Source organism: Cellulomonas olei, assembly GCF_039548315.1.
Taxonomy (GTDB): Bacteria; Actinomycetota; Actinomycetes; order Actinomycetales; family Cellulomonadaceae; genus Cellulomonas.
Map to the genome: position 1 here is coordinate 1 of NZ_JBCLVN010000046.1, position 12,360 is coordinate 12,360.

Annotated in this window: 11 protein-coding genes; 8 read left to right on the plus strand and 3 right to left on the minus strand. The window is 76.7% G+C overall.

The window, feature by feature from the left end; genetic code table 11:
• The first annotated feature begins 206 nt into the window (after positions 1-206).
• Positions 207-947 (plus strand): YcnI family copper-binding membrane protein, encoded by a 741-nt coding sequence (locus AAHH18_RS13705; RefSeq protein WP_343301997.1) that lies wholly within the window; start codon positions 207-209, stop codon positions 945-947.
• A gap of 162 nt (positions 948-1,109) precedes the next feature.
• Here AAHH18_RS13705 and AAHH18_RS13710 read toward each other — a convergent pair whose 3' ends face one another.
• Both AAHH18_RS13710 and AAHH18_RS13715 read right to left on the minus strand, forming a co-directional pair.
• A complete protein-coding gene (locus AAHH18_RS13710) occupies positions 1,110-1,316 on the minus strand; it encodes a hypothetical protein (RefSeq protein ID WP_283321043.1) in 207 nt (68 codons plus the stop codon).
• Positions 1,317-1,442: 126 nt separating this feature from the next.
• On the minus strand, positions 1,443-1,934 hold the full coding sequence (locus tag AAHH18_RS13715; protein ID WP_283321042.1) for a MarR family winged helix-turn-helix transcriptional regulator: 492 nt from the start codon (positions 1,932-1,934) through the stop codon (positions 1,443-1,445).
• Positions 1,935-2,030: 96 nt separating this feature from the next.
• Here AAHH18_RS13715 and AAHH18_RS13720 point away from each other — a divergent pair, with 96 nt between their 5' ends.
• Together AAHH18_RS13720 and AAHH18_RS13725 are read left to right on the plus strand one after the other, a co-directional pair.
• On the plus strand, positions 2,031-2,954 hold the full coding sequence (locus AAHH18_RS13720; RefSeq protein ID WP_343301998.1) for an LLM class flavin-dependent oxidoreductase: 924 nt from the start codon (positions 2,031-2,033) through the stop codon (positions 2,952-2,954).
• Entirely contained in the window at positions 2,951-5,194 is a 2,244-nt protein-coding gene (locus tag AAHH18_RS13725) for an LLM class flavin-dependent oxidoreductase (RefSeq protein ID WP_343301999.1), read from the plus strand. Before AAHH18_RS13720 ends, AAHH18_RS13725 begins: the two co-directional genes overlap by 4 nt.
• Positions 5,195-5,689: 495 nt before the next feature.
• On the opposite strand, the gene AAHH18_RS13730 is transcribed toward AAHH18_RS13725, so the two are convergent.
• Positions 5,690-6,529 (minus strand): CPBP family intramembrane glutamic endopeptidase, encoded by an 840-nt coding sequence (locus tag AAHH18_RS13730; protein WP_343302000.1) that lies wholly within the window; start codon positions 6,527-6,529, stop codon positions 5,690-5,692.
• A 166-nt stretch (positions 6,530-6,695) separates the two neighbouring features.
• Here AAHH18_RS13730 and AAHH18_RS13735 point away from each other — a divergent pair, with 166 nt between their 5' ends.
• From AAHH18_RS13735 to AAHH18_RS13755, 5 genes are all read left to right on the plus strand, one after another.
• Positions 6,696-7,904, plus strand: coding sequence for an acyltransferase family protein (locus AAHH18_RS13735; protein ID WP_343302001.1), 1,209 nt, complete (start codon positions 6,696-6,698; stop codon positions 7,902-7,904).
• 71 nt (positions 7,905-7,975) lie between these two features.
• Positions 7,976-8,338: an ArsR/SmtB family transcription factor gene (locus tag AAHH18_RS13740; protein ID WP_343302002.1), complete on the plus strand. Its 363-nt coding sequence runs from the start codon at positions 7,976-7,978 to the stop codon at positions 8,336-8,338.
• Entirely contained in the window at positions 8,335-10,005 is a 1,671-nt protein-coding gene (locus AAHH18_RS13745; RefSeq protein ID WP_343302003.1) for a SulP family inorganic anion transporter, read from the plus strand. The genes AAHH18_RS13740 and AAHH18_RS13745 overlap by 4 nt, the downstream gene beginning before the upstream one ends.
• Positions 10,006-10,144: 139 nt before the next feature.
• A complete protein-coding gene (locus AAHH18_RS13750; RefSeq protein ID WP_343302004.1) occupies positions 10,145-11,272 on the plus strand; it encodes a LacI family DNA-binding transcriptional regulator in 1,128 nt (375 codons plus the stop codon).
• Between the two features lie 100 nt (positions 11,273-11,372).
• Entirely contained in the window at positions 11,373-12,347 is a 975-nt protein-coding gene (locus AAHH18_RS13755) for an ABC transporter substrate-binding protein (protein ID WP_343302005.1), read from the plus strand.
• Positions 12,348-12,360: the final 13 nt, after the last annotated feature.

Sequence of the window (12,360 nt, forward strand, 5' to 3'; positions counted from 1 at the left end):
CGCCCCGAGGTCGTCCGCCCGCGCCCGCCCGCGGTGCACCGGGGCGGGGCGGTCCGCCGCGGGCCGCCGGTGCCGGTGCCTGCCGCGACCGCCGCCTGACACCCCCCGGCCTGCCGCCGGGCGGGACCGGCCCCGGTCGCGTCGTCCTCGCGCGCCGCCCGTCCCGGGCGCTGCCGCGCGTCCCGTCGCACCCGGAAGGCACCACCATGTCCGCACCTCGCCCTGCCCGCGTCCGCGCGGCGTCCCTGCTCGCCTCGGCCGCCCTGGCCGGCGCGCTCGTCCTCCTGCCCGCCGCCGCCGCGTCCGCCCACGTGCGCGTCGTCCCGGAGTCCACCGCCGCGGGCGGGTGGACGGTCCTCACGTTCCGCGTGCCCAACGAGTCCCCGACGTCGGCGACCACCCGCGTCACGGTCGACCTGCCCACCGCCACGCCCCTGAGCTCGGTGTCCACGCGCCCCGTCGCCGGGTGGACCGCCACCGTGGAGGAGGGGGAGCTGCCCGAGCCCGTCGACGTCGGCGGGGCGACGCTGACCCGCGCGCCGGTGCGCGTGGTCTGGACGGCGCAGGGGGAGGGGATCGGCGACGGCGAGTTCGAGGAGTTCGAGCTCTCCGTCGGCCCGCTGCCGGAGGCGGGGACGCGACTGGTCCTGCCGGCCCACCAGGAGTACGCCGACGGCGAGGTCGTCGACTGGGACCAGGTGGCGGACGGCGACGCGGAGCCCGACCACCCGGCACCCGAGCTCACCACCACCGCCGCGGGGGAGGCGCACGGGAGCCACGACGGGGCGGGCGCGACGGCTGCCGGCGCGGACGACGCCGCGACGGCGGACGCGGACAGGGCCGCCGACGTGCCCTCCCGCGTCCTGGGCGGGCTCGGGCTCGTCGCGGGGGTCGCGGCGCTCGTCGTCGCGCTGAGCGGTCGGCGCCGGGGGAGCGCGCCGCGCTGACCCGGCCGCGGTCGGCGCGGGGCGGTGGCGTCGGGCCCCGGGGTGTCCCGGGGCCCGACGCCTGCCCCCCGGGGCAGACGGCTCGCGGCAGGTCGTCCCGGAGCGCTCGTCCCGGAGCGCTCGCCCCGGGGTGCTCGTCCAGGGGCGCTCGCCCCGGGGGGGTCAGCCCGAGACCGGGCGCTCCACGAGGTACGACCGCCCGTCCGCGCCGGCGACGCGGACGAACTCGGTGCGCAGCGCGAGGTCGCGCTCGCGGTCGGCGTCGGCGACCTCGCGGTCCGGTGCGAGCGGGTCGCCGACCTGCGCGGGGCCGAACACGCTCAGCAGCGCCGCCTCGCGCTTGTCCTGCGCCCTGCCGATGGTCGCCATCGCCGTCCCTCTTCCGTGCGTCCCCGGGTGGTGCCGGTCGTGCCGTCCGCGCACCTCCGCGCCGCGGGAGCGGCGCCCGGCCCATTGTGCCCCGGCGCGGCGTGCGACCGGCCGGGGCGTCCGGCCTCAGCCGCCGAGCGCCTGCTCGACGACGGCGCAGGGGTGCTCGTCCGGGTCGCGGTACCCGCACGCCGCCCGGCGCAGCAGGGCGCAGACGGTGCCGCGCTCGGACGGGTCCAGGGCGCCGAACACCGCGTCCTCCGCGTGGGCCACGCGCTGCTCGAGGTCGGCGAGCAGCCCCTCCGCCTCGGGGGTGGCCAGGACGCGCCGCTGGCGGCGGTCGACCTCGGCGACGCGGCGCGTGACCAGCCCGGCGCCCTCGAGGTCGTCCAGCAGGTAGGTCATCACGGTGCGGTCGATGCCGAGGCTGGCGGCGAGGGCGGCCTGGCTCGGGTGGGCCCCGCGCACCACCTCCCGCAGCACGAGGAACCCGCGGAACCCGTGCGGCACGTCCGCGAGCGCCGACGCGAGCCCGCGCTCGTACGCCCGGAGCAGCACGCCCAGCGACCAGCCGAGGTCGGACTGGCGGGTCTCGGTCCCGGTCTCGATCGCGGTCATGGTCGCCGATGGTACGCCGGTCGCGTGGTTGTGCCAATGATCTGTACGACATACGATCGTGTGAGCCGACGAGCGTCGGCGCGCGGAGGGAGCACGATGACGGACTACGGCCACGACCTGCTGTTCGGGTCGTTCATCACGCCGACGAACGCGGACCCGGACCGCGTGGTGGGCCTGGCACAGCTCTCGGAGCAGGTCGGCCTGGACCTGGCGACCTTCCAGGACCACCCGTACCAGCCCTCGTTCCTCGACACCTGGACCCTGCTGTCGTGGGTCGCCGCGCGGACGACCACCATCCGGCTCGCGCCGAACGTCGCGAACCTGCCGCTGCGCCCGCCCGCCGTGCTCGCCCGGGCCGTCGCCAGCCTGGACCTGCTGTCCGGCGGGCGCGTCGAGCTCGGGCTCGGGGCGGGCGGCTTCTGGGACGCGATCGAGGCGATGGGCGGCCGCCGGCTGACGCCGGGCCAGGGCGTCGACGCGCTGCGCGAGGCGGTCGCGGTCGTCCGGGCGCTGTGGGACACGGGCGACCGGTCGCGCGTCGACCTGCCCGGGGAGTACTGGTCCGCCGTGGGTGCGCGGCGCGGGCCGGCCCCCGCGCACCCGGTCGGCATCTGGGTCGGTGCCTACAAGCCGCGGATGCTCCGGCTCACGGGGGAGGTGGCCGACGGCTGGCTGCCGTCGCTCGCCTACCTGAGCAGCCTCCAGGACCTCGACGACGGCAACGCGCGCATCGACGAGGCCGCGCTCGCGGCCGGTCGTGAGCCCGCCGCGGTCCGCCGGCTGCTCAACGTCGGCGGCCGCCTCACGCCGCAGCCCACCGGCGAGCTGCTCGTCGGTCCGCCGCGCCAGTGGGTCGAGGAGCTCGCCGCCCTCGCGATCGAGCACGGGGTGAGCGCCTTCGTCGTCGCGGGGGACGACCCCACGCTGCTCGCCACGGTCGGCCAGGAGATTGCGCCGGCCGTCCGCGAGCTCGTGGCCGCCGAGCGCGCGCAGGCCCCCGCGCCGGGGGTGGGGGCGTGACCGCCGACCTCGGGCACCCGCTCCGGCTCGGCGTCCTGCTGCCCGTCGACCCCGCCGACCCCGGCGCGGCCGCCCGCCTCGCGGCCCGCGCCGAGGACGAGGGCCTCGACCTCGTCGTGGTGCCGGACGGGGGCGACGCGGCCCTGGAGCCGTGGACGCTGCTGGCGCACGTCGCGTCCGGGACCCGGCGCGTCGGCGTCGCGACGCTGGGCCTGCGGACCACGGGACGGCCCCCGGCGGTGCTGGCCCGCGCGGCGGCGCACCTCGACCACCTGTCGTCGGGCCGACTCGCGCTCGGCCTGGCCGCCGAGGAGGTCGACGCCGACGGGACCGACGAGGCCCTCGAGGAGGTCGCGGCCGTGCTGCGCGGGCTGTGGGACGCCGCGGACCCGCGACCGTTCGGGCTGGCGGGCCGGCACCACGTCGTCCCCGGGGCGGCGCGCGGTCCCGCCCCGGCGCACAACCTCCCGCTGTGGCTGGGCGCGCCCGGTCCCGGCCGCGCGGTGGCGTCGGCCGCGCGCGCGGCCGACGGGTGGTGGCTGTCCGCCACGTCCCCGGACGCCCTGCTCGCCGAGCAGCGCGCCCTCGACGCCGCCCTGGCCGCCGAGGGCCGCGACGCGCGGGAGGTCCGGCGCGGCGTGGTGGTCCCGGCGCCGGACGCCAGTGTCGACGCGCTGGCGGACCTGGTGCTCGAGGCCGGCGTGGGCACCGTCGTCGTCGGCGCGGCGGACGAGGCCGCCGTGTCCCGGTTCGCGGCCGAGGTGGCCGGGCCCGTGCGCGAGAGGGTCGCCGCCGTGCGGGCGGCCCGCGGCACCGTGGTGGGCACGACGCGCAGCGCCGCCGTGCGCGCCGCCCGCCGCCCGGGCATCGACTACGACGCCGTGCCCGCGGCGCTCGCGGACGCGGCGGTCGAGCCGGGCGACGCCGGCTACGCGGCGGTCCGCTCGACCTACCTGCGCGGGGGACGGCCGGGGCTCGTGCTGCGTCCGGCCGACACCGCGCAGGTGGTCGAGGCGCTGCGCTGGTCACGCACCCAGGACGTCCCGCTCGCGATCCGCTCGGGCGGGCACGGCATCAGCGGACGCTCCACCAACGACGGCGGCATCGTGCTGGACCTGTCGCGGATGTCGGCGATCGAGGTGCTCGACCACGCCGCCCGCCGGGTGCGCATCGAGCCCGGGGCCCGGTGGGGCGAGGTCGCCGCGGCGCTGCAGCCGCTCGGGTGGGCGCTCACCTCCGGCGACTACGGCGGCGTGGGGGTGGGCGGGCTCGCGACCGCGGGCGGCATCGGCTTCCTCGTGCGCGAGCACGGGCTCACGCTCGACCACCTGCGCGCCGCCGAGGTCGTGCTCGCGGACGGCTCCGTCGTGCGCGCCTCGGACGCCGAGAACCCGGACCTGTTCTGGGGACTGCGCGGGGCCGGGGGCAACCTGGGCGTCGTCACGTCCTTCGAGTTCGAGGTCGACGAGGTCGGGGACGTCGGGTTCGCGCAGCTCGTCCTGGACGCGTCCGACACGCAGCGGCTGCTCGTCGACTGGGGTGCCGCCGTCGAGGCCGCGCCGCGGGACACGACGGCGTTCCTCCTCATGGGCCCGCCGCGGGGCGGGGTGATGGTCGCGCAGGTCATGGCGATGGTCGACTCGGACGACCCGGACACGATCATCGAGCGGCTGCAGCCGTTCGCGCGGATCGCCCCGCTGCTCCAGCAGCAGGTGCAGCTCCTGCCGTACAGCGCGGTCGTGTCCGTGCCCGACCAGCGGCACACCTCCGAGGGGGAGCCCGTGACGCGCAACGCGATGGCCGAGCACCTCACCCCGGCGCTCGCGGCCGACCTCGCCCGGCTGGTGCGGAGCGGGGTCACGCCGTTCTTCCAGATCCGGGCCGCGGGCGGCGCGGTCCACGACGTCCCGCGCGACGCCACGGCGTACGCCCACCGCTCGGCGAACTTCAACCTCGCGGCGTTCGGCACCGACCGGCGCAGTCTCGACGCGGCGTGGGACGTGCTGGCGCCGCACGTGGACGGCCTGTACGTGTCGTTCGAGACCGACCCGCGGCCCGAGCGCGTCGCCGAGGCGTTCCCCGGTGCGACGCTCGAGCGCCTGCGCGAGCTCAAGCGGCGCTACGACCCGCAGGACGTGTTCCGGCACAACGTCTCGGTGGCCGACCGTCCGGCGCGCACCGTGCCCGCGCGGGACGGCGCCGCTCAGGGTGCGCCCGGGGTCGCGGAGGCGTCCGCGTAGGCGTCCGGGTGGACCCCGCGACCCCCGGTGTACGCCGTTCGTCGTACGCGAGGATACGGCGGGCGGGCGATCCGCCGAGGGGGTCCGGCGGGCCACGATGGTCGTGCCAGCCAGCCGGAACCGCAGGAGAGAGCAGCATGACCCCCCAGGTGTTGATCGTCGTCGTCGGCCTCGTGGCCGTGATCGCCGTCGTCGGCCTCGGGGACCTCGTGCAGCGCGCCCGCGGGACCCGGCACCGCGTCCACCGCTGAGGAGAACCCCGTGCCCGCACCCGTGAAGGTCGTCACCGCCATCGCCGCGACCGGCGCGCTCATCGCGCTCGGCCGCAAGATCGCCGCCTCGCGGCGCACCCCGGCCTGAGGGCCGGCACCTGACGCCCCGGCCCCGTGAGGGCCGGGGACCAGCTCGCGGCCCCGCGCCGCCGGCTCGCAGGGGGACACGGAGGGGGACCGGGCCAGGGAGGGTGGCCCGGTCCCCCTCCGCTGCGTCCGCCGATCAGCGGGGCGCGGTGACGAAGACGTCCAGCAGGTGCGGGTGGTGCGCGTGCACGAGCACCCCGAACACCACCAGGTCGAACAGCAGGTGGACCGCGAGCACGTAGGTCAGCGAGGCGCTGCGGGCGAAGATCCAGCCCTGGACGAGCGCGAACGGCACGGTCAGCAGCGGGCCCCACTCGCGGTAGCCCAGCTCCCACAGGAACGACACGAACACCGTCGCCTGCAGGACGTTCGCGGTCCAGAGCCCGAGGTGCCGGCGCAGCAGCGCGAACACGGTGCAGATGAAGAACAGCTCGTCCCAGATGCCCACGGCGTTGACGCCGACGAACAGCCGGGCGATCTCGGCGCCGCCGGTGACCTCGGGCCAGTTGCGGTATGCGCCCGACCCGATGAAGTAGAACGGCAGGATCAGGTACCCCGCGACGACGACCACGGCGAGGTAGACGAGCTGCGCCCGCGTCCACCGCCGGCCGGTCGCCACCGGGAACACGATCGTGCGCTGGCCGAACACGTACCGGGACAGCGCCCACGGCACGAGCACCGCCAGCGACAGCGCGACCGTGAACCGCGCCATGCCCGCGTCGGACAGGTCGGCCTCGAGCGAGATCGCCGAGATGATCGCCATGCCGGTCGCGACGAGGCCGAGGTCGCGCGCGAGCCCCCGGTCCACCGCCAGGGCCACCAGCACGCCGGCGACGAGCGGCACGTAGCCGAGCGGGCGGGTGTGCACCGCGAACAGCAGCACCGCCGAGCCGCAGACCAGCGCGGCGGCCAGGAGCCGGGCGGGGGAGCCGGTGTCCCAGGGGGCTCGGGCGACCGGCGCGGCCGTCGTCGTCATGCCCGCACGCTGCCACGACGGGGCGCCCCCCGCGCGCTGGACGGTCAACCCACCCAAAACGGGTGAATCGGGCGAAAGCCACCCGGTCGGCGGTCCCCGGACGCGCCGCCGCCCGCCACCCTGGCCGCTCGGCCCGCGACCCGCCGGCCCCGACCCGGAGGTGCCGATGCCCGTCCCCGCCGACGTCGACGGCCGTACCGGCACGTCGCCCGGGCGCCTCGCCGCGCTCGACGGCCTGCGCGGCGTCGCGGCGCTCGTCGTGCTCGTGCACCACTCGCTGCTGCTCGTCCCCGCGCTCATGGCGGCCTACGACGACCCGGGTGCCCCGCGCAGCGCGCTCGTCCTGGCGGTCACCGCGACGCCGCTGCACCTGCTGTGGGACGGCGAGGTGGCCGTGCAGGTGTTCTTCGTGCTCAGCGGGTTCGTGCTGACCGTCGCGGCGCAGCGCGCCCGGCACCGGTGGGGCGCCTACTACCCGCAGCGCCTGCTGCGGCTGTACCTGCCGGTGTGGGCCGCCGTGGCGCTCGCGGTCGCCCTGCGCCTCGCCGTGCCCCGGGGCGAGACCGCCGGGCTGAGCCCGTGGCTCGTGTTCCACGGGGACGTGGGCCGGGCCGGCGTGCTCGCGGACCTCACCCTGCTGGCCGGCCCCGTCGGCTCCACGATGACGGCGCTGTGGTCGCTGCGCTGGGAGGTCGTGTTCTCGCTGGCCCTGCCGCTGTTCGTGTGGCTCGCGACCCGCCTGCGCCGCCACGCCGTGGTGGCGGGTGCCGCCCTGGCCGTCGTCGCGTGGGTCGGCGCCGCGACCGGGCCCGTCGACCGGCCGTACGCGCTGGGCGCGCTGTACCAGCTGCCGCTGTTCGGCCTGGGCTGCCTGCTGGCGGCCGACCGTGAGCGGCTCGGTGCGGCGGTCGCGCGCTGGGGCGGGGTGACGCGGGCCGGGGTGCTGGCCGGGGCCGCGCTGCTCGCGAGCGGCCCGTGGCTGCTCGACCTCGGGGGGCTGCGCGCGGGGCTGCCGGTGGGGGTGCTCGCGCTCGCCCGGGTGCTCCAGGCGGGCGGCGCGGCGCTGCTGGTCGTCGCGGCGCTCGGGCCGCTCGACCGGCCGCTGCGGCACCCCGCCGTGCACTGGCTCGGCACGCGCTCGTTCAGCCTCTACCTGGTCCACGAGCCGGTCGTCGTCGCGGTCGGCTTCCTCACGGGCTGGGTGACGCCGGCCGTGCTGCTGCTGACGGTGCCGGCGTCGCTGCTGCTGGCGGAGGTGTTCTTCCGGGTCGTCGAGGGGCCGTCGCACCGGCTGTCACGCCGGGTCGGCGCCCTGGTGGGCCGGAGGCCGGGCCCGCACCGCGCCGACCGGCCGGAGGCGGCGCCCGTCCCCTGAGGCCGTCGGCGGGAGCCACCGTGGCTTCGTGGCATGATGGATCCATCAACCCATCATCCGTCGGGAGTCCGGTGCCCACCCCGCAGCCGCTCAACGAGATCAAGGCGAACCTGTTCAAGGGCCTCGCGCACCCCGTCCGCATCCGGGTGCTGGAGCTGCTCGCCGCCGCCGACGAGGTGCCCGTCGCCGAGCTCCTCGAGGAGACCGGGCTGGAGGCGTCGCACCTCTCCCAGCACCTCGCGGTGCTGCGCCGCTACCAGCTCGTCGACTCCGAGCGCCGGGGCAGCGCGGTGTCCTACCGGCTGGCCTCGCCGCACGTCGCCGAGCTGCTGCGCGTCGCCCGGGCCCTGCTCGAGGAGGTGCTGCGGACGACGCAGCGGCAGCTCTCCGAGGCTCGGGAGCAGCAGCCCGCGCTGCCGGGCGCCGCGCGGTGAGCGCGCTCGCCGGCGTCCGCTCGCTGCTGCCCTCGGCCCGGGACTACGCCGACCTGCGCACGTCCTGGCGCGGTGACCTCGTGGCCGGCGTGACCGTGGGCGTGGTCGCGCTGCCGCTGGCGCTCGCGTTCGGCGTCAGCTCGGGTGCGGGGGCGGCCGCCGGGCTCGTCACCGCGGTCGTCGCCGGCGTCGTCGCCGCGGTGTTCGGCGGTTCCCCCGTCCAGGTGTCCGGCCCCACGGGCGCGATGGTGGTGGTGCTCGCGCCGATCGTCGCGCGGTACGGGTCGGGGACGCTCGCGCTGGTGGGGCTGCTCGCCGGCGTGCTCGTCGTGCTCGCCGGGGTGCTCCGGCTCGGGCGGGCGGTCGGCCTGATCCCGTGGCCGGTGATCGAGGGGTTCACCCTCGGCATCGCCGTCATCATCGCGCTCCAGCAGGTGCCGGCGGCGCTCGGGGTCACCGCCGGCGGGCACGACGCGAACGCGGTCGTCGCGGCCTGGCAGGTGCTGCACGAGGTCAGCGGCCCGCGGGCGTCGTGGTCGCTCGCGGTGGTGGGCGCGGTCGCCGTCACGATGTCGCTGGCGCCGCGGGTCCACCGTGCGGTCCCCGGGTCGCTCGTCGCCATCGTCCTGGTGACGGTCGTCGCCTCCGCGGCCGGGCTGCCGCTCGCGACCATCGGCGAGCTGCCCGCCGGGCTGCCGGCGCCCGCCCTGCCCGCGGTGGACCTCGGCGCCCTGCCCGCCCTCGCCGCACCCGCGGTGACGGTCGCGGCGCTCGCGGCGATCGAGTCGCTGCTGTCGGCCCGCGTCGCCGCCGGCTACCCCGGAGCCGGGCCGTACGACGGCGACCGGGAGCTCGTCGGGCAAGGGCTGGCGTCCGTCGCCTCCGCCCTGTTCGGGGGCATGCCCGCGACAGGCGCGATCGCCCGGACCGCCGTCAACGTGCGCTCCGGCGCCCGGACGCGCGCGGCCGCGGTGGTGCACGCGCTGGTGCTGCTGGGCGTCGTCGCGCTGGCCGGCCCCGTGGTCGCCCGCATCCCGCTGGCCGCCCTGGCGGGGGTGCTGCTCGTGACCGCCGTGCGCATGGTGTCCGTGCGGACGGTGCGCTCGGTGCTCGGGTCGACCCGCGCGGCGGCGCTGCTGCTGGTGCTGACCGCGGTGGTCACCATCACCGTCGACCTGGTCTACGCGGTGGGGCTCGGCATGGCGGTCGCGGCCGTCATCAGCCTGCGCAGCCTCGCACGGGCCGCGGGCGTCCACCGCCTGGAGCTGCCCGGCCCGGCCGCTGCCGGCGACGAGCGCGTCGCGCTGCTGCGGGTGGAGGGCTCGCTGTTCTTCGCGGCGGCGGAGCGGGTGCTCGACCACGCGGCGTCGGTCCGCGGTGCGGACGTGGTCGTCCTCGACCTCGCGCGCGTGCACCACATCGACGCGACCGGCGCGCAGGTGCTCCAGGAGCTGGTCACCGGCCTGGAGCAGCGCGGGGTCGCGGTGCTGATCACGGGCCTGCGCGTGCACCACCGCGCCCTGGTCGGCCGGGTCGGGGTGCTCGCGGCCCTGCGCGACGAGGAGCACGCGGTGGACGACGTGGCGGTCGCGGTGAGGCGGGCGCGGGCGCTCGTGCGCCCCGCTCCCGGGGAGGACACCCGGCCCGCGCCGCAGCCGGTGCCATGATGGGCCGTCCGGCGTCCGGGACCGCCTCCTGACGCCGGTCGGTCCGGGCCTGGACCTGTTAACGTTCACTATCGTCCCGCGGGCGGGACGGCGGCCGGGGCCCGTGTCCGACCGGTGGATCGAGAGAGGTGGACGGGCGATGGAGTCCGGTGGCGCCGAGCCGCAGCGCGCCGCGACGCAGGGCGTCGTCGAGCAGGGCGCCGCGACGCAGGGCGGGCAGGTCGGGCGAGGCCGCGGCGGCAAGCCGCGCCGCCCGGGCATCCTCGACGTCGCCCAGCGCGCGGGCGTGTCCCACCAGACCGTCTCGCGCGTCCTCAACGACCACCCCAACGTCAGCGACCGCACGCGCGCGAAGGTCGAGGCCGCGATCAGCGAGCTGGGCTACCGCCGCAACTCCGTCGCCCGCGCCCTGGTCACGCGGCGTACCGGGTCGATCGGCGTGGTCACGGAGGACTCGCCGCTGCACGGCCCGACCATGACGCTGATCGCCGTCGAGAACGCGGCCCGCAGCTCCGGCATGTACGTCTCGGTCGCCACGGTGACGCAGTGGGACGTGGCGTCGGTGCGGGGCGCGCTCGGGCACTTCCTGGAGCAGGGCGTGGACGGGGCCGTGGTCATCGCGTCGCACGACGAGGCGGTGCACGCCGTGCAGGGCTTCGCGGACGAGCAGCTCCCCGTGGTCATGCTGGGGCCGTCCGACCTGGGGCCGGGCGTGTACACGGCCGCCGTGAACCAGTACGCCGGCGGCCGGATGGCGGCCCAGCACCTGCTGGACCTGGGTCACACGGACATCCTGCACGTCACCGGCCCCGAGTCCTGGCTGGACGCCCGCTCCCGGTCCCGGGGCTGGCGGGACGCGATGCGGCAGGCGGGCGTGACGCCGCGCGAGCCGGTGCCGGGGGACTGGCGCGCGAGCACCGGCTACCGGATCGGCCAGGAGCTGGTGGAGAAGTGGCGCGCGGGGGCGGAGGAGCTGCCCACGGGCGTGTTCGCCGCGAACGACCAGCTCGCGCTCGGTCTGCTGCATGCCTTCGCGGAGGCCGGGGTGCGGGTGCCGGCCGACGTCTCGGTCATCGGGTTCGACGACGTGGAGGGCTCGGCGCACTTCTTCCCGCCGCTGACCACCGTCACGCCCGACTTCGCCGAGCTGGGCCGGCGCTGCCTCGAGCAGATGGTCGCGGCCATCCAGGGCGCCCGGGCGGTGGACGGCAGTGTGGGCGCGTCCGTGCGCGTCCGGGCCAGCACGGCCGCTCCGCGACGGGGCTAGTTACCGGATTGTGATCGTTCACTCTTGACCCTCACAGTTGTGAACGATCACAATTTCGGAGCCGACACTGCCGTCGGCCCACGTGCTCAAGGAGGAGTTCATGTTCGGACGTCAGTCCCGGCGGGCCGCAGTCGGCGCCGTCTCCCTCGTGGCCGTCCTCGGCCTCGCCGCATGCGGCTCCAGCTCCGACAGCGGCAGCGGCGGCGGTGAGGACGGCGACCTCATCCGCGTCGGCTTCTCGCAGCTCGGTGCCGAGAGCGGGTGGCGCACCGCCAACACCGAGTCGGTCAAGGCGAGCCTCACCGAGGACGCCGGCTTCGACCTCAACTTCGTCGACGCCCAGCAGAAGCAGGAGAACCAGATCAAGGCCCTGCGCGACTTCGTCGCCCAGGACGTCGACGTCATCGCGTTCTCGCCCGTCATCGAGACCGGGTGGGACGAGGTGCTCCAGGAGATCAAGGACTCCGGCATCCCGGTCGTGCTCGTCGACCGCACCGTCGACACCACCGTCGAGGACCCGTACGTGACGTGGATCGGCGCCGACTTCAAGCAGGAGGGCACCACCGCGGGCGAGTGGGTCAAGGAGAACGCCCCGGACGCCAAGATCTTCGAGCTCCAGGGCACGCTCGGGTCCGGCGCGCAGGTCGACCGCGAGGAGGGCTTCGACGCCGTCGTCGGCGACCAGGTCATCGGCAAGGCCAGCGGCAACTTCACGCGCGCCGAGGGCAAGACGGCCGTCGAGGCGGCGCTGCAGGCGTACCCCGAGATGACGATGATCTTCACGCACAACGACGACATGGGCCTCGGCGCCATCGAGGCCATCGAGGCCGCCGGCAAGGTGCCGGGCGAGGACATCCAGATCGTGTCCGTCGACGGCGTGCGCGACGGCCTCCAGGCGCTCGTCGACAAGAAGTTCAACTACGTCGTCGAGTGCAACCCGGTGTTCGGCGACCAGCTCGCCGAGCTCATCACCCAGGTGGCGAACGGCGAGGACGTGCCGAAGGAGACCATCGTGGTCGACCAGGCGTTCGACCAGACCATCACCCAGGCCGACGTCGACGCCCGCGCCTACTGAGCCAGGCGGGCGG